Raw genomic sequence first — 18,013 nt, forward strand, 5'->3', positions numbered from 1 at the left:
TTTCTTCCCTTTAATGAATTTCTCCTTCTTTCACTAATCTGCAACGTTAAGCTCAATAAGCAAAAAGATGTTGCCCAGCAACACCTTGTTTAACTCTAGCACCACGTTTCTTTAAGTACATTTCTTCACAACCTTGGCTTTTATTATGGGGATACTGTTCGTTAGTGAAACAAGGAGCATCTTCCTCAATAACCGTTTTGATTTTTACTTACTACAAGTTTCTTAAATAGTTTAGATAATTCTATTTTGTACTTTTCTCAAAAACCTTTTACTGTTAATTATTTTCTTTAAACTCAGTAATCATTTCTGGCTTTTCTCCAAAAATATAAATTGCTCTGATGGAGTCATCTACTGTATTAACCAACAAAATCATTTGTTCTGCAAAGTTGGAAAAATAACGTATTGTTATGGAATCCCTTAAGTCCTCTTGGAATTTCCATCCCACTGGCTGTAATACAAATGGTTTATTTTTTTGAAAACTATTATTATAGACAAACTGCTGAAAACGCTCGTTTTCTTTTAGTATCAAAGGGCTAACTGATTCTTTTCTAACTACAAAAAATTTAAGATTCCTTTTCCCTGTTGATTGGGTAGATTCTGTAACCCTATATAAATCTGATACAACAGGAAAATACCCTTGGGAAAGTAAGCCCTTAACCAATTCTTTTGATTCTTTTTTAAGCTCTGATAACTGTATTTCTTTAAATTTACCGTGAACAAAAAATTGCTTTACATCTTTATAGTGTGGTACCAACTCTTTTATGATAACATCATACAACCAATGGTTCATATCTTGAAACACTAGAGTAGAATGGTGTTCCCCAAGTATCACATCAGGGGCTGCATAAAAAAACAAATCTCATTCATCTGATTTAAACAATCTTCTGATTTAATGATACTAACACTCTGGTTTCCAATCCTACTATAAAAATCTTGATCATCGTCCTCTTCCTCAAATAGACTGTCAAAGTACCCTTCATCAATTTCTTCAATCCAATCAAAAGGGTATTCCTTTTGTTCTCCTTCATAAATTTCGTCCACCGAGGCATACAATGTCCAACCATATTGCCCTCTTCTTTTAAAACGGTTAATTTTGTTTATTATATATATACCAACTCTACCTGTTATCGAAATAAACAGCCCAATCAATTTATCAGTCATAAAATATCACCATTTTTCGCTTTATAGTTTTTGCTTCAAGCAAGTAATGATTTAATCATACTAAAAATAGTTCGATAAAGAATAATATTTATTTTTTGATTGATCTATTATTGAATTAACCTGCATAGTTAGTACAATAAGAAAACGGGATTGCCGCAGCCATCCCATCTTTAACATAAGCACCCGTTAGTTGAATAAAGCCCTCTTTAATTCAATCTCCTACAATAAATACTTTTCTAATTGATGGATGGGAAATTTCGGTTATAAACTCTTGATATTCTCTTTGTTTATTTTCACTTATAAACATCTGGTATCTTTTCAAATCATTGATTAATTCTATAAGTGCCTGCCCTTCATATTCTTCATCTGAACGATAATACTCACTTATTTTCCTTAACTCCAGATAGCTCCGCCAAAGTTTCTTAGAGTTAAATATTTCGTTGTGTAAGGCTTCGGTTATTTCATACATTCCTATTCGTTTATCGTTTTTGTCATAAAGCAAAACATCGAGCCCCAAATATTTTCACTCCCTTCAGAAACTGTATATTAATTTTTCTACCTATTAAAGTAACCTGCCACGTTAGCTGAATAAGCAAAGGGATCGCCGCTGCAATCCCAATCTTCAACTCTTGCACCCGTTAGTTGAATAAGAACAGGCTTAATTGTAATTAAAATAAAACGAATTGGAAATTCCACGCTGTTTTTGTTAGCTATTTTTTTTGAATGTTAAATTAGCGACCAAAACAGTTAAGCCTACAACAAACGGCATAATAATAGTTTTAAAATTTGATTCTGGAATAAGGATTCCAATAATAAATACCACTATTCCCGCAAATAGTCCCCCATATATTCGCTTCAAAAAAAGCCCCCCAATGTTCTTTTTACTTATTCTAATAATTCCCCCATTGTTTACATTTTCCTTCTTCAAGTAACCTGCTCCGTTACTTCAATAAGAAAAATGCCTTGCTCCTATTAAAGCAAAGCACCCGTTAGTTGAACAAGTAAAATTATTTTTTGCCTCGTAAAAAATGTTGCCTTTAATACATCAAGACGTTTAATTTAATCAATCGTTTCTCCTGTTGTGACTGGTTTAATATTATAAAATCTCATATGGGTAAGGATTCCCTTGTAAGTAAAATCCCCATTTTGTATTAAGCAGCGAATTCGCCATTCTATAGATATATCCGAAACTTTCTGTTTTTGGCGACCAATAAAATCACCTACCAACCTTGCAGCAGGAAAGAATCCATCAAATTTACTATACATTTTCTCCTTGCAAATCTTTTTAGCAAGGTTTAATATCTCTTCATCAAAATATGTTTCAGAAACAGTCTCAACTTGACGGTTCTTACGAATTCGAAGAAGCCCATTATCTTCGAGAAGTTGTGCCCAATTTTTCAAATATCCTACTCTAACTCGTGAAGATAGCGACTTAGCATCTTCCATAAGTGGGAACAATTTTTCTGGGATAGTCTCGCCCACAGAAAGTGGTTTGAATCTCCCATATCTCTTATGGTAAGCAGATGAAACCATAACGATTGACGCTGGAATGGTTTTAGGAATATTAGCTAATAAAAACATTAACCCTGTATATTCCGTTGGACTGTCACCTACCCAAAACATTAACGTTTCTTCACCAGTTAGTGAATTAACCCAATCTAACAAATTTTTATATGTAGACCTAAGATAGGTAGTTGCAAAGGATTTATCCTCTTCATTTAAAACTTGTTCCCACCATATAAATCGTTCCTCTAAATCAATTTTCAACAGAAAATTGCCAAGGGGTCCCCACATCAGGTCATCACCTATTACGACAATATTTTCATTTAATTTATGAATCTTTAAAGCTTCCTTAAGGACGGAACCAGATGAATGTCCAAATACTATATGTGTTTTCAATGTAATTAGCCTCCGATAAAAGCTTTGATTAAGATTATTCGATACTATGGATTTCCCCAACATATTTTCTTTGTTAAACTATATTACATCGTTAGCCCCGTAAACAAATAATAGGGTTGCCACAGCAATCCCAAACTTCAACTCAAGCACCCGTTAGTTGAGTAAGTATATTTTTATTAATCCTCGTCATTTAAAAACAACTCTTCTAAGTACCTTTCCTTTCTATTTAAAAATCCCTTTGTTATTTGATAATGTTCTGTGTCTTCATATCTGACGCTTTCAATTACATTGGAATCAAAACTAAAGATCTTTGCATTTGGATACCCCAGAAGAATAGGCGAATGGGTGGCGATAATAAATTGACAATTTCCACTACTCACCAATTGATAAATAACCCTCATAAATGCTAATAGGCGAGCTGGTGATAATGCTGCCTCGGGTTCATCTAATATATAAATGCCCTTACCCGAAAAACGGTTTAAAAATAATGATAAAAAGGATTCTCCGTGAGACTGGTGGTGTAATGACCTGCCTCCATACCCTTGATAAATAGTCGGATCTTCTTTGGCTAGTTGATCCAGATGAGAAGCAAAATGATAAAAACTTTCAGCCCTTAAAAAGAAGCCTTGACTGATTTTTGGCAACCAAGACAAACGAATGTAATTTCCTAAAGCAGCGTAGGATGAATCTACATCATATATATTGTTTCTTCCTCCACCTGCTGTATTAAACCCACACTTGTACGCAATTGCCTCAAGCAAAGTAGATTTTCCAGAACCATTTTCCCCTACAAAAAATGTTACTTCACTATCTAAGTCCAATGCATCCATTCCTCTTATAGCAGGAACAGTGAATGGGTACGTATTAAAATCGGGAACTTCTTCTTGTAAAAGAGTAATTCTACGTAAAAACAACATTGGCTACACTCCGGTTTTTTATTTTAATTATACAGGTATTGAGAGGTTTTGAGATACTTCTTATTCAAGTAACCTGCTTCGTTAGTTAAAGAACAACCCTTCACAATCTTATCTACAAATGAACTTTATATTAAAAATACAAATGCATTTTAACAAGTAAGTTCTCCTGATTTAAACCAATTACCTAAGATAAGAAATACTAAAAGGTTCTGATATATATACAATATCAGAACCCTGTTTTATCGGTTTTTCATTATTTGTTTTTAAAATATCCATTGACAGCCCACTGGTGAATTCAAATGTTTCAAACGAGAAGCCTTTAATCCTCATTTTCCCCAAAAATAAAAATTGCTCTTACACTGTCATCAAACGTATTAACCACCAAAACAATTTTTTTCGCGAAAGAATAAAAAGAACGGATTGCGATGGAATCTTTTAAATTCTCATCTAATTTCCATCCATAGGGTGTTATTACAAAAGGTTTATTGTTTTGAAAATTATTATTCTTCATAAATTGATGAATACGCTCGGTCTCTTTAAAAAACAATGGAGTAACATCTTCCTTTTTGATTAAAAAATATTGAATACATCCTACGGTTTCGTCCAATCGATTATTCCTATATAAATCTGTTACTACAGGATAAAACCTTTGATAAATCAATTCCTTTGCCATCTCTTTTGACTCGTCTTTTAACCCCGACAACTGAATTTCCTTGAATTTTTCCTCAATATAAAGTTCTTTAACAACCTTATAGTGCGGGACAATTTCCTTCATTATTATTTCTAAAACCCACGGGGTCACATCTTGAAAAACAAGAGCAGAATGGTGATTCTCGAAAATAGCATCAGGTGCAGCGTAAAGGAAACATATTTCACTCATTTCATTTAAGCGATTTTCTGATTTTATAGTTTTATACGTAAATCCATTTATATGAAACTCACCATCATCGTCACAGTCTTCAAAAAGACTGTCAAATTCTTCCTCATTAAGTTCTTCTATCCATTCAAAAGTATATTCTTTTGGTTCGGTAACAAAGTCCTGTTCAATAGGAGAGTATAATGTCCAACCCATTTGTCGTTTCCTTTTATACTTACGTAAAATAAAAAAACCTACCAACCCTGTTATGATAATCAATAACGTTTTCAGTATATTCCTCATAAGATACCTCTATATTTTGTTATTTTCAATACTAGCAAAGTTCCCCAACTAATTAATTTTTAATCGAAAGTAGGCACATTATTTTATAGTTTTAACAACTTTACATATGTAATTTCCTTCCTTCACAAACCTGTCCGATAGTTCAACAAAAAGGATTGCCTCAGCAACCTCCAATTATCGAGCTCTTGCAATCATTACTTTATGTACAATCCTTCGCAATATCTCCAAACTGTCCCGTTAGAAAAAGGCATTCCTTCCTGTTAATGATTTAATAATAATCCAAAACATACCAGTTGGAAAATACTCAAAGTAAATTTGATAGCTTTAATAATCCATATAATATCAGTAGGAGACCTAAATAAAACAAAGATGTTAATCCAAAGGGGTCTATAAGAAATTCAAAAAATACTTCCCATTTTTCCTTAACAGATTTTGCTTTCTTAAAATTCGGTATAAAAAGCATTATTGAAATTACGATACATACAACACCTGCAACTAAGGATAGTGCCCCGATCATTAACACTCCTCAATAAATAATTCAATCCTCCTTTATACGTTTCCCTAACCAAAGATCTAACATTCCTGCCATCTAAACCAAGTTTGTTTGCCTTTAATTATTAGTTCTTTAAATAAATTGAATTAACATCAATTGATAACAATCAAATAATTTTCAAGCATAAGTTCCCCGAATAGATTAAAGTATAAGACTACAAGAGTGGCAATCTTTTGGTTTAAGAAACCCCGTATTACTGGGCAAAGTTATGATTTTAAGAATTTAAAAAATTAGGTAACATATGGTTGCCAATCGGCAAATTTATCGTATCAATCACACAATCATATTGCTGAAATCTTTGGCATATTTTAGCGCAGCTTCTGTTGTCTTTTTTGCTTTTTCATGAAAGAGAGTTCCTGATCCAAAATAAAAGATCTTCGCCTGTTCAAAAACTCCCGTTCTTAATTCGTCTTCAGTTAATACTTCATCTGGGGTGTCGTTGACGTAAGTATGGAAATACCGTTCACCGCTTGCATTAATATGAACATAGACAGCGCAAATCTTTTTACTCGGTGAGTGGACAGAAAATGAAGTATCGATATTTTCTTTCCTAAATTCTTGTTCTACAAATTGACTAATTTCATCGGTTCCAAGTTTACATAAATAATAAGCAGGGATACCGAGTCGCCTTGTGCCGACAGCCACGTTAACAGTAGCTCCGCCAAATAGTTGTTTATATTGGGTATTGGTTCGGTCTATTGAAATAAAATCTACAAATGCTTCTCCAATTGAAATAACTCCTTGTTGATCCAAGATGATCCTCCTTCAAACATTATCTAAGATGATTATATGAAAAAACCTCCTCAAATGCATGTTAAGGAGGTTCAATCTGAATTTATTATACAAGTTTATGCGCGTACCACTTTTTCCCTTTGAATCGCCATCCAAAGATGATTCCACGTGCACCCCATTCTACAATCATCGCTACCCAAACACCGATAATCCCAAAACCTAAGGTAATACCTAAAATATAACCGAGGACTACCCGTAATAACCACATCGACAGCAAAGAAGCAATCGAAGTAAAGTTCGAATCGCCAGCTGCTCGTAGGGCTGATGGCATAATAAAACTTGGTGACCACAAGATTGGCTGGGCAATGGCAGATATCAGTATAAGTGTAAATATTGTTGGAACAATTTCATCAGGCGGGTTGAACAATTTTATCAATAACGGAAACAATGGCAATAATATAAGATCTGCAACAACAAAGAAGATGGAGGAAAGTCCAATCAACGAATAAATAAACTTCCTAGCGTCTTCTATATTCCTACGTCCAACACACTGTCCAACAATCGTAACAATTGCAATGCCGAGAGCATTAGGTCCGATTTGATATAACAAAGCAATGGAATTACCGATGGCATATACCGTCATTGACAGGGTGCCTAATTGAACAATAAACGTTTGCGTAAGCAGTTTTCCACCATTGAAAAATATCTGTTCTGCAGCAAACGGAAGACCAATAAACATCACTTTCTTGAGAATAGACATATCTATTCGGAATGCGTTTTTTATCTGAAAACGGATCGTCTCATTATATTTTAAGACATAAATTAATGAAGCAGCCATTCCCAAAAATCGTGCTAGAATCGTTGAAACCACGAGTCCTTCCACACCCATTTTAAAAATCGTAATAAGCAAAACATTTAGAATCGTATTCGTTAAATTCATGATTAATGATAAATTTAAGCAAGGTTTTGTCTCTCCGACACCTCTTAAGGCCCCCGTCACCGCTTGAAAGATCGCGATTAACGGATATGAAAGACAGCTGCCGATGAGATAGATTCTTGCGTTTTGAAACACGTCTGCTTCCGCTTTACCAAATAACATGTTTAGGATTGGTGTATGAAAAATAAATACAAGAGCGCTGATTAGGACTGAAAATATGGTACAGGCAGTTATCGCTTGGGTCGCTGTTTTAGACACCATCGCTGAGTTACCGCTGCCTTTATATTGGGCCACAATAACGGTACCACCTGTTGCCACAGCAATAAATACATTGGCCAAGAAAATATTCAATGAATCTACCATACTCACCGCGCTGACTGCAGCTACTCCTGCAGAACTGATCATCGCTGTATTTAATAAACTCATTAAGATTAAAAAGGCCTGGTCTACAAAAAGGGGCAAGATGATTGCCAATATTTTCTTGTAATCTATCGATTTGCCAGTAAAATACTTATCTAATATAGATACCGTTCTATGCCTAATATTCAGTTCTAATTTATTCATTACACGACACTTCTTTAATGGATTTTTAGAAATTCAACGACAATATTTGTAAAATAAACTTTGATTATTATACCACGAATTGGAAGAGGGTATAGTGTTTTAATGTGACTCTCGCAAAGGGGCTGTCAGAATCGCAAATTTGCCTTTTTTCTATTATCACTGCGTTCGAAGTTCGATCCGACGAATTTTTCCTGAATCTGTTTTAGGTAGTGCCTCGATATATTCAATCACCCGTGGATATTTATAAGGTGCTGTTAAATTTTTAACAAAGCCCTGCAATTCCTTGGTTAGCTCAATTGTGCCCGAAATCCCATCTTTCAATACCACAAATGCTTTGACAATGTTTCCTCTGATCGGGTCCGGTAAAGCGACTACCGCGCACTCTTTCACCGATTTATGTTTCATTAAAGCATCTTCCACTTCAAAAGGTCCAATCGTATAGCCAGAGCTGATGATTACATCATCTTTTCTTCCTTGGAACCAATAATAGTTATCCTCGTCTTTAAATGCCCGGTCACCCGTTAAAAAGTATTGATTATTATAGGACGCCGCCGTTGTCTCGGGATTTTTATAATACTGTTTAAATAATGCTGGGAAATCGCTTCTAATTGCAATCGTCCCAACTTCCTTTATAGGAGCAGGTTGGCCATTTTCATCAACCACTTCAATAAATTCTGTTAACAGCGGCTGCCCCATTGAGCCTAATTTTTTCTCATCTATATTTAAATTGGCAATCAGTAACGTACTTTCAGTCTGACCGTACCCATCCCGAATCAGAATGTTAAATTGATTTTTAAACACATCGATGACTTCACGATTAAGTGCCTCTCCTGCGGAAACAGCGGTATGTAATGGCGATAGATCGAAGTTTGAAAGGTCATCTAGTTTAGCCATCATCCGATATTCTGTAGGTGTGCAGCATAAAACATTTACTTTGTTATTTTGAAGAAGCCGTAAATATTTATGTGGATTGAACCTGCCATGATAGATATAACCTGTTGCTCCCGAACCCAATATCGATAAAAATGGACTCCAGACCCATTTTTGCCACCCTGGGGAAGCTGTGGCCCAAACCAGATCCTCCTCACTAATATTCAGCCATTTTGAAGCGGCAATTCTTAAATGAGCATATCCCCATCCATGGCTATGGACCACACCTTTTGGCTGTCCGGTGGTCCCGGATGTATAAGCCAAAAAGGCATTATCCTCACTTAGCGTATCTACATCGATAAAGGTTTCTGATTCCTCTTCGATTAACGCTTCTAACGAGAGCCAATTGGGTACTTCTTGACCGAACGCGATTTTAAATTGTAAAAACGGTGTTTCCTCGTTAATATTTTCAAATTCTTCTACCAAATCAGAATATGAAATGACCGCTTTAGCTTCAGAATGATTTAAGCGATAAACTAAATCCTTCGCCCGAAGCAATTCTGAAGTAGGACTAATGACAAACCCTGCCTTTAAACATGCTAAATAGATGACATAAGATTCAATGAGACGAGTGGTCATTACGACAACCCGATCACCTTTTTCTAATCCTAATTTAGTTAACCCATTGGCAAGTTTATTTGCTTTCGTGATTAACTGAGCATAAGAGATTGTTTTTGTTTCCCCAAGGTCATTTTCCCAGCGCAAGGCGATTTTATCTGAGTCATGCTTTGAAATTTCACTTGCTAAATTAAAGTGTTCTGGTGCGATCAATGATTTTAATTCCACGGTAGTTAACTCCAATCTTGATAGTATTTATGGGCTCCCTCTGGAGCTTTGCCTGTAATAAATATACTAAAATTTTAGTATCTGGTATTAAAACAAGATATTAAAATAATATTCACTCTTTTAATAATATCACTTTAAATAACATTGTAAATTATTTAGATTTCTAATTCCCACCCAACACCAGGGTTTATTATCTGGTCCTAATCCTTTTCTACATTCTCTAACAAATAAAAAAGCCAACAAAAAAATTGTTGGCTTGGCACAATAAACTTATTCAAATAACGGACTTACTGCTTTTTCATTATGAATCCGATCGATTGCTTCTACAAGCAATGGAGCAACAGATATCGTTTTGATTTTGGTAATGACTTTATCTTCAGGTAACTGAATGGTATTCGTCACCACTAATTCTTTAATTGGTGATGCTTCAATTTTCTCAATCGCTTTGTCTGTAAAAACAGGATGAGTACACCCGGCATAAATGGATTTTGCCCCATTTTCTGCAAGCGCCTTTGCTGCTAACGCAATGGTTTCTCCTGTATCAATTAAATCATCAATAATAATCACATTTTTTCCTTCTACATTACCAACTACATTAGTGGTTTCGACACCATTTTCTTCAAATCTTCTTTTATCGATCAGAGCAATTGGAGCATGTAATAGGTTGGCCACTTTCCTCGCTCTGCCGATGCTGCCGTTGTGAGGCGCCACAATAACAATATCTTCCAATCCCTTTTCCTGAAAATACTGTCCAAGGATCGGAACACCATATAGATGTTCAACAGGGATATCAAAGAAACCTTGAATTTGTGATGTATGGAGGTCCATTGTAAGAATTCTAGTTGCTCCAGTAGTTTCTAAAAGGTTAGCGACTAGTTTAGCCGTAATTGGCTCGCGCGAACGTGCCTTTCTGTCTTGCCGCCCATACCCATAGTATGGAATGACAACATTGATTACTCCAACTGATGCTCTTTTTAAGGCATCAATCATAATGAGGAGTTCCAAAATATTATCATTAACAGGGTAGGAAGTAGATTGAACGATATAAACTTCACTGCCTCGTACACTTTCTTCTATATGGATTTGAATCTCTCCATCACTAAAATGAGATACTGAACTTTTGCCTAACTCACAGCCCAATAGCTCTGCCATCTCTGCTGCTAGCTTTTGATTTGAATTCAATGAAAAAAGTTTAAATCTTTTGTTTTGTTGGTATGTCACCTTAGATCCTCCACACTATTTCTATTTCTATAGTTAATTTTTTAATCCTCACTTATTTTACTATACTCAACGCTACAATGGTAGAAATACGAAATTTCAATAATCTGTTTTCAACGTGCTTTAGAATCATGGTTTGTCCCAAACTATTTGAAAGATAGTAAACGTGTGGCACCTGTAACTATATCATGGATAATTTTACTAGCGGATACTTCGTTTTGTAATAATCTTGTTGCCTGACCTGCCCATAATGACATATATTCGGGATTATTTTGCAAAGCTGCTTCTCTTCGAATATCATTTGTCAGGGTATTTTGGGTTGGGAAATCAGCTGGGGAGATATTGGCGTCATGGTACGTTTGAATAAAAGCATTGTTGATTCCCCTCGCTGGACGGCCGGAAAATACTTTCGTTATTACCGTACTTTCTTCTGTACTGTTGATTAGTGATTGTTTATATACAGGGTGTGCTCCCGACTCAAGGGTCGTTAAAAAAGCGGTTCCCATTTGAACCCCTTGTGCACCTAATGCTAATGAGGCAACTAGGCCGCGACTATCCATTATTCCCCCTGCAGCAACAACCGGCACCGAAACAGCATCCACGATTTGAGGAACAAGTGAAAAGGTTCCGATTGCTGCACCATGGGTGTTTTTTCCAATTACAAAGGTTCCTCGATGACCACCTGCGTCACTCCCCTGGGCAATGATAATATCTACCCCATTTTCCTCGGCAATCAGTGCTTCTTGAACAGTTGTTACCATGGTAGTAATGATAATGTTATGTTGCTTTGCGACTATCATTTTATCTTTGGGAAGGATACCGAATGCAGTTGAAATGACAGGTACGTTTTCATCGATTAATACTTCAAACTGTTCCTCAAAGAAGTTGTTCGTTACGACTTGTTGCTCAGTGAATTCGATCCCTAATTTCCCTCTAATGTCATTAAGTACCTTCTGTGACTCTTCGACTCCTTCATAATGATCTTTCAAATTTGTACAAAACAAGTTCACGGCAAATGGCCGTGTTGTCCGATCCTTAATTTCTCTGATAGCTTTTCTTATTTCCTCCGGTTTCATATAGGCCGCACCCAAAGTCCCTAACCCACCAGCGTTAGATACACTAGCAACAAGATCTACGGTTGTAGGACCTCCAGCCATTCCAGCTTGGATAATTGGATAGGCAATATCCAGTAGGTCACATAGTTTTGTGTTTAAATGCATAGAAATCTTCCTTTCTCCTAACAATCCATTTTATTGTTCGTTATGTATCAAGGGATAGTATTCTTTCGGCCCAATCCCAATAACGTTTTCCTCTACTACTATATAAACACAATTAGTGCAAAAGTGTCAGAAACTTTTTATTAGCGCCTTTTTTGAGCCCGCTTTTCGTGTTTGCATAAACAAGTTGTCAAGCAACTGCATACATTAATATCGAACAACCATAAATAGACAGGAGGTGAAATCAGATGGGTCATAACCATTGTTCCTGTGGCATTTTTGGGATTTTCCTTGGATTTTTAACAGGTGTTATTTGGTTATTGTTTGTAGTATTGGGCTGGGTGACTATCTTGCTTGGAGTAATCGGCCTAAGCGGTTTATTTGTTACCGTTCTAAACTTCCTTATCGCTTTAATTGGCTTCCTTGCATTCCTTATCTTCGGATTATGCCTATTCAAAAAGGCGTGGCATCACTGTAAGTGAAATAGCATTCAGGATTAATCTAGCTTGAAATAATAAATTTTGTGCAAGAAACCAATACTGGATGACAGTCTCTTATTAGAGGCTGTCCTTTTCATTATTTTTATAAAAAAAGCGGGCAACTAGGTCTATTATCAGCCCTGTTGTCCCGCTTTTTATATTAGAATTTTGTATGATAGTTATCGATTTCCCATGTGTGAACAGCTGTACGATAGCTATCCCATTCTTTTTTCTTCAATGAGACATACTCGCTGTATACATGCTCTCCTAGTGTTTTAGCAGCAATCTCACCTGATTCTAATGCTTTGATTGACTCTGCTAAGCTACCAGGCAGGTTATCAATACCCAGGAAGGCTCTTTCCTCTTCCGTCATATGGAAGATATCCTCATTAATTGGAGCTGGCGCTTCTAATCCTTGTTCGATTCCATCTAAACCTGCTGTAGCAATCACAGCAAACGTTAAGTAAGGGTTTGCGGATGGATCTGGACAGCGTAATTCCACACGTGTTGCCAAACCTTTCTTGGCTGGAATACGAATTAGCGCTGAACGGTTAGAAGCAGACCAAGCGATATAACAAGGTGCTTCATAGCCTGGCACTAAACGCTTGTAAGAGTTTACTAGCGGGTTTGTTACAGCCGTAAAGCTCTTCACGTTTTCTAGCACACCAGCAATAAATTGGTAAGCTTTTTCCGACAATTGTAACTCATCTGAAGGATCGAAGAAGGCATTTTCGCTTCCTTCAAAGAAAGACATATTGACATGCATTCCAGAACCGTTGATTCCAAATACTGGTTTCGGCATAAATGTAGCGTGCAAACCGAATTTCTTCGCAACCGTCTTGACGACCCATTTATACGTAGTTGATAGGTCAGCTGCCGTTAATACATCCGCATACTTAAAATTAATTTCATGTTGACCTTCTGCAACTTCGTGGTGAGATGCTTCAATCGTAAAGCCCATTGCTTTTAAGGCACGGTAAATTTCTAAACGAACGCGCTCGCCCAGATCATGTGGAGATGGCTCGAAATAGCCTGCTTTATCACCAAGTTCTTGCGTTGCATACCCATTTTCATCCGTTTTAAAAAGGAAAAACTCTAACTCTGGACCAACTGAAATGGTGTAACCATGATCGGCAGCACGATCCACCGTTTTCTTCAGCACATTTCTTGTATCTCCTTCAAACAGTGTTCCGTCTGGGTTCTTAACAGAACATAAGAATCGTGCTTCCGCATAACCCTCTTCAACTGTCCAAGGAAGAACCGCAAAAGTAGTTAAATCTGGTTGAAGATAAAGGTCAGATTTATTAATAGGTGAAAAACCTTTAATCGAAGAACCATCAAACATCATTTTACCTTCTACGACATCTTCTAGTTGTTCAACTGTTACCGTAACGTGCTTTAAAATCCCTTCTATATCGACAAATTGCAAGTGTAATAGTTCAACACTTTTTTCGTTGATCGTTTCTTTAATTTGTTCTAAAGTTGTTGCTACTGCAGGTGCGTTTGAAATGAATGTTTTTGTCATGTTATATTACCTCGCAATTTCATGTTATATTTTGTTACATCATCAATAAATTGATTATATTTAAAAAAACATAGTTTGACAATCCTTTTTAGTAACTTTTTTGAATATTTATGCTGTTTTTTTAAGTAAGCGTTTTCACGTTATAGGCATTAAAAGGAAGTTTTTTCAATCTGCATGGGTTTTTTAATTTATAAATATACAAAAATATGTATAATTAGCATTACAAAAAGGTGTCTGACACGAGCTATTAGAGTATGTAATAGGTTGACCATTTTTCTTGGATAAGAAATAAGCCATATAATAAAGTGAAAACCCTCTATCCGCTTATAGAGGGTTTTCACTTTATTATGATGCTTTTTGGATATCTATGTTTTTTCCTTCTTTACGCATCTTATTAAATTCAGCAGTCGCTGTGAATAGGACGTCTGTAGATGAGTTCAGCGCCGTTTCAAAGGAGTCTTGTAAAACTCCGATGATAAATCCTACCCCAACTACTTGCATAGCCACATCTGCTGGAATTCCGAATAAGCTGCATGCTAGAGGAATAAGTAATAAGGAACCACCAGCAACCCCTGAAGCACCGCAAGCACATACAGCTGAGAGTACGCTGAGGATGATCGCTGTAGGTATATCCACTTGAATTCCTAATGTATGGACCGCTGCAAGTGTCAAAACAGAAATTGTAACTGCTGCACCAGCCATATTGACGGTGGCGCCTAGTGGAATTGATACAGAATAGGTATCCTTATCTAATCCTAGTTTTTCACATAATCTCATATTGACTGGAATGTTTGCAGCCGAGCTGCGTGTAAAGAATGCTGTAATGGCGCTTTCCCTAATGCACTTAAAAACAAGCGGGTATGGGTTCTGACGAATGGCCGCAAACACAATGATTGGATTAACAACAAGTGCCACAAAGACCATGCAGCCAATCAAAACTATAAGTAATTTTCCATAACTTAGTAAAGATTCAATTCCATTTGTCGTAATAGATTCTATGACTAGGCCCATGATTCCAAATGGTGCAAACTTTATGACCCATGTAACTACCTTGGATACTGCATCTGAAAAATTAGAAATCATTGTTTTAGTCGTATCCGGGGCATTTTTCAAAGCCACACCAAGGACTATTGCCCATGCCAGAATACCGATATAGTTCCCATTAAAAATGGCCTTCACTGGGTTATCTACAACGTTCATCAGTAATGCTTTGAGCACCTCTACCACACCACCAGGAGCCGCCAATTCTTCGGCACCCTTTGCAAGTGTTAAGCCTACAGGAAAAATAAAGCTTACAATAACAGCAATTAATCCTGCTAAAAAGGTTCCTAGAAGGTACAAGAAAATGATGGACTTCATATTCGTTTGGTGACCACTCTTGTGTTGAGCGATGGCTGACATAACTAAGAAAAGTACCAGAACTGGTGCTATTGCTTTTAATGCCCCTACAAACAAAGAACCTAATATCACAACGGGTTTTGCTGCTTCTGGGATCGTTACAGCAAGTATAATACCAACAATTAAACCTACAATTATTTGTTTTACCAGACTAAACTGATTCCACTTTTTCATTAGATTTTTCAAGATATATTCCCCCACTTGTTTAAGATAATATTGCAACATTCATTGTCCGTTTAGATGCGCATGTTCACTCTCCACTTAATCAACTAAACTATTTTCTAATAAATAGTACTATATTGAATTTTTAGATAAATTATAATAGCATCATTTTTGTACCGAATGTTTTTCTATCTTGAGATCAAGATTTTTTCACCTCATTCGTATTGTTTGTTATTTGACTATATTAACTCATTAACTTACGTGAATCAAGTGATATTTTAAGATAAAAAACGAACATTAATAAAAAAATATTAAAAAATGTTCGAGTTTAATTAAATGTAGATTCCGTTGATTATTGAACTAAAGAATATAAATGTACACAGAAAAAGAGAATTCAGTGTAGAATAACTATTATGAAGTGGAGGTCGTAAAATGAAAAAAGTGATTATTTATTCGCAAGAGACGTGCCCACCTTGTCATGCGGAAAAACTATGGTTAAAAGAAAATGGGATTGAGTTCGAAGAAAAAGATATTCGTAAAAACGATCAATATCTGCAAGAACTTATTGAACTAGGTGCTTCTGCTACACCAGTAACCATTATCAAAGACGAAGATAGCGAAGAGTTCATCCTTGGATTTGATCAAGCGAAATTCGCTGAATTATTTGGGGTTTAATGTCTGTAATAAGATAAAGTTATATAACAAAAAAAGGTGTGCTAAATTAAGACATTTGGCACTCTTTTTTTGTATCTAGACGAAACTTTAAAGTAACCGTCCAATTCTTCTCAAAATGGTCATAAAACCTTGAAATAACAACAAAAATGGCATGCGTCAATTTGTATTCGTGCTCCTCAAAACGGTAACCTTTAACTAACACGAGCAAGTGCTTTTTGAGAAATATATTTCCCTTCCAAGGAACCTCTCAGTTACAAAGAAATATAGATTTTATTCTCCTACTATCTTCGCGTTCTTCAGCATCTCCTCTGTTAAGGTGATTCCTTCCTCCTTAGCAGCTTTTTTGTTGATAAACAGCTCAAGGTTTTCCGGGAAGCCAACTGGAATTTCGTTAGGTTTCTTTCCTTTGAGAATTTCCACAGCCATTTTACCGGTAGAGTAGCCTAGATCGTGATAGTCAAATCCATAAGATGCGAAGGTTCCACGTTTTACAGAATCGCCTTCACCGACAAAGGTTGGGATATCTTGGGCGTTGGCTACAGTTATAACCGATTCTAGGGCAGAAACAACGGTGTTGTCCTTTGGAATGTATAATACGTCCGCACGCCCTACCATTGACTCGGCTGCTTGTTTTACTTCGGTACTAGCAGTTATGGTTGTTTCAACCGCCTCCAGCCCTGCTGCCTCTAATGCGGTTTTCGCGTGTTTAACATTTACAACAGAGTTGGGTTCACCATTGTTATATATGATGCCTACCTTCTTGGCATCGGGGATAAATGTTTTAATTGCAGCAATCGTATTCTTTATCGCATCTGGGTGCGTATCAGATGTGCCTGTCGCATTCCCGCCTGGCTTTTCCAGGCTTTTGACAAGTTCGGCCCCAACTGGATCAGTAATGGCGGTAAACAATATTGGAATATCCTTCGTCTGCTTGACCACCGCCTGAGCACTAGGGGTGGCGATAGCCAAAATAAGGTTATTCTTGTCTGCAACCAATTTTTGGGCAATAGACATATTATTGTTCATATCTCCCTGGGCATTTTGGTAATCAAGCTTCAAGTTCTTTCCTTCTTCATAGCCGGCATCCTTTAGAGCCGCGATAAAACCCTCTCGTGCAGCATCAAGTGACGGATGCTCGACAATTTGCGTAATACCTATTTTCACCACTTTCTCGTTTTTGTCCTTTGTCTGTCCGCCAGTTTCCTTACTTCCCCCTCCACATGCCGAAAGCAACAATAATACCCCACAAAATAATAACGCTAAACTCTTTTTCATCTGTTATTCCTCCCCAAATCAAACCACTATTTATGTATTCTCCTGGTGAACAATAAAGGAAACAGTTTCCCTTACTATCGTAAATTATTATAAAAAAAATTTATAATATTCAGATTTTATCACGTAAAGTAACTGTGGGACAATAGTAATTTTCAAGAATAAGATGTTTTATAATGATTTACATATTAAGAACAAAGAAAAAGAACTATTTTATTTGGGGAAATTTGAGAAGATAGCCCTGCGAAGCATGTAAATTTGTATTGACCCACATTGGTGTACAGTAGTTTCTCGGATAATATAACCTAATTGGGAGACATATAAACCTTTTACTAAATAGTGATCATTTATATTTAAATTTCCTTTAAAAGTTTTATCATAGCTACTTTGGCTATTGTCCTGAACCATTTCTTTGTATCGTTGTTAGTT

Annotated in this window: 17 protein-coding genes; 2 read left to right on the forward strand and 15 right to left on the reverse strand. The window is 36.3% G+C overall.

Annotation, left to right across the window (positions count from 1 at the left end; translation table 11 throughout):
* Positions 1-274: 274 nt before the first annotated feature.
* The 12 genes from CCK98_RS19840 to CCK98_RS19900 all read right to left on the reverse strand — a co-directional run bounded on the left by CCK98_RS19840 (position 275) and on the right by CCK98_RS19900 (position 12,076).
* Entirely contained in the window at positions 275-856 is a 582-nt protein-coding gene (locus tag CCK98_RS19840) for a hypothetical protein (RefSeq protein ID WP_088088159.1), read from the reverse strand.
* Entirely contained in the window at positions 829-1,161 is a 333-nt protein-coding gene (locus tag CCK98_RS19845; protein WP_088088160.1) for a hypothetical protein, read from the reverse strand. Before CCK98_RS19845 ends, CCK98_RS19840 begins: the two co-directional genes overlap by 28 nt.
* 211 nt (positions 1,162-1,372) lie before the next feature.
* Positions 1,373-1,678 (reverse strand): hypothetical protein, encoded by a 306-nt coding sequence (locus tag CCK98_RS19850; RefSeq protein WP_088088161.1) that lies wholly within the window; start codon positions 1,676-1,678, stop codon positions 1,373-1,375.
* A gap of 189 nt (positions 1,679-1,867) precedes the next feature.
* Positions 1,868-2,089 carry a hypothetical protein gene (locus tag CCK98_RS19855; protein ID WP_088088162.1) on the reverse strand — a complete coding sequence of 74 codons (222 nt, stop codon included), beginning with the start codon at positions 2,087-2,089 and terminating at the stop codon, positions 1,868-1,870.
* Between the two features lie 131 nt (positions 2,090-2,220).
* Positions 2,221-3,060, reverse strand: coding sequence for a DUF1835 domain-containing protein (locus tag CCK98_RS19860; protein ID WP_179195867.1), 840 nt, complete (start codon positions 3,058-3,060; stop codon positions 2,221-2,223).
* A gap of 176 nt (positions 3,061-3,236) precedes the next feature.
* Positions 3,237-3,974: an AAA family ATPase gene (locus tag CCK98_RS19865; RefSeq protein ID WP_088090475.1), complete on the reverse strand. Its 738-nt coding sequence runs from the start codon at positions 3,972-3,974 to the stop codon at positions 3,237-3,239.
* A 322-nt stretch (positions 3,975-4,296) separates the two neighbouring features.
* On the reverse strand, positions 4,297-5,049 hold the full coding sequence (locus tag CCK98_RS36450) for a hypothetical protein (protein ID WP_256942415.1): 753 nt from the start codon (positions 5,047-5,049) through the stop codon (positions 4,297-4,299).
* Positions 5,050-5,962: 913 nt separating this feature from the next.
* Entirely contained in the window at positions 5,963-6,442 is a 480-nt protein-coding gene (locus CCK98_RS19880; RefSeq protein WP_179195868.1) for a PfkB family carbohydrate kinase, read from the reverse strand.
* A gap of 85 nt (positions 6,443-6,527) precedes the next feature.
* Entirely contained in the window at positions 6,528-7,922 is a 1,395-nt protein-coding gene (locus CCK98_RS19885) for an MATE family efflux transporter (protein ID WP_088088167.1), read from the reverse strand.
* A gap of 156 nt (positions 7,923-8,078) precedes the next feature.
* Positions 8,079-9,638 carry an acyl-CoA synthetase gene (locus CCK98_RS19890; RefSeq protein WP_088088168.1) on the reverse strand — a complete coding sequence of 520 codons (1,560 nt, stop codon included), beginning with the start codon at positions 9,636-9,638 and terminating at the stop codon, positions 8,079-8,081.
* Positions 9,639-9,908: 270 nt separating this feature from the next.
* On the reverse strand, positions 9,909-10,859 hold the full coding sequence (locus CCK98_RS19895; protein WP_088088169.1) for a ribose-phosphate diphosphokinase: 951 nt from the start codon (positions 10,857-10,859) through the stop codon (positions 9,909-9,911).
* A 143-nt stretch (positions 10,860-11,002) separates the two neighbouring features.
* The gene (locus tag CCK98_RS19900; protein WP_088088170.1) at positions 11,003-12,076 is read right to left on the reverse strand and encodes a nitronate monooxygenase family protein; all 1,074 of its coding nucleotides are present in this window, start codon (positions 12,074-12,076) and stop codon (positions 11,003-11,005) included.
* A gap of 245 nt (positions 12,077-12,321) precedes the next feature.
* On the opposite strand from CCK98_RS19900, the gene CCK98_RS19905 reads away from it, so the two are divergent.
* Positions 12,322-12,555 (forward strand): ABC transporter, encoded by a 234-nt coding sequence (locus tag CCK98_RS19905; protein WP_088088171.1) that lies wholly within the window; start codon positions 12,322-12,324, stop codon positions 12,553-12,555.
* 157 nt (positions 12,556-12,712) lie between these two features.
* On the opposite strand, the gene glnA is transcribed toward CCK98_RS19905, so the two are convergent.
* Together glnA and sstT are read right to left on the reverse strand one after the other, a co-directional pair.
* Positions 12,713-14,077, reverse strand: a complete 1,365-nt coding sequence (gene glnA, locus CCK98_RS19910) for a type I glutamate--ammonia ligase (RefSeq protein ID WP_088088172.1) — start codon at positions 14,075-14,077, stop codon at positions 12,713-12,715.
* Positions 14,078-14,422: 345 nt separating this feature from the next.
* The gene (gene sstT, locus CCK98_RS19915; RefSeq protein ID WP_373408541.1) at positions 14,423-15,649 is read right to left on the reverse strand and encodes a serine/threonine transporter SstT; all 1,227 of its coding nucleotides are present in this window, start codon (positions 15,647-15,649) and stop codon (positions 14,423-14,425) included.
* 420 nt (positions 15,650-16,069) lie between these two features.
* On the opposite strand from sstT, the gene CCK98_RS19920 reads away from it, so the two are divergent.
* A complete protein-coding gene (locus CCK98_RS19920) occupies positions 16,070-16,312 on the forward strand; it encodes a glutaredoxin family protein (protein WP_088088174.1) in 243 nt (80 codons plus the stop codon).
* Between the two features lie 270 nt (positions 16,313-16,582).
* On the opposite strand, the gene CCK98_RS19925 is transcribed toward CCK98_RS19920, so the two are convergent.
* Complete coding sequence (locus CCK98_RS19925) at positions 16,583-17,587, reverse strand: ABC transporter substrate-binding protein (protein WP_088088175.1); 1,005 nt, start codon at positions 17,585-17,587, stop codon at positions 16,583-16,585.
* Positions 17,588-18,013: the final 426 nt, after the last annotated feature.

It is taken from the genome of Bacillus sp. OV166 (assembly GCF_900177675.1).
In the GTDB taxonomy this organism is placed as follows: domain Bacteria; phylum Bacillota; class Bacilli; order Bacillales; family Cytobacillaceae; genus Neobacillus.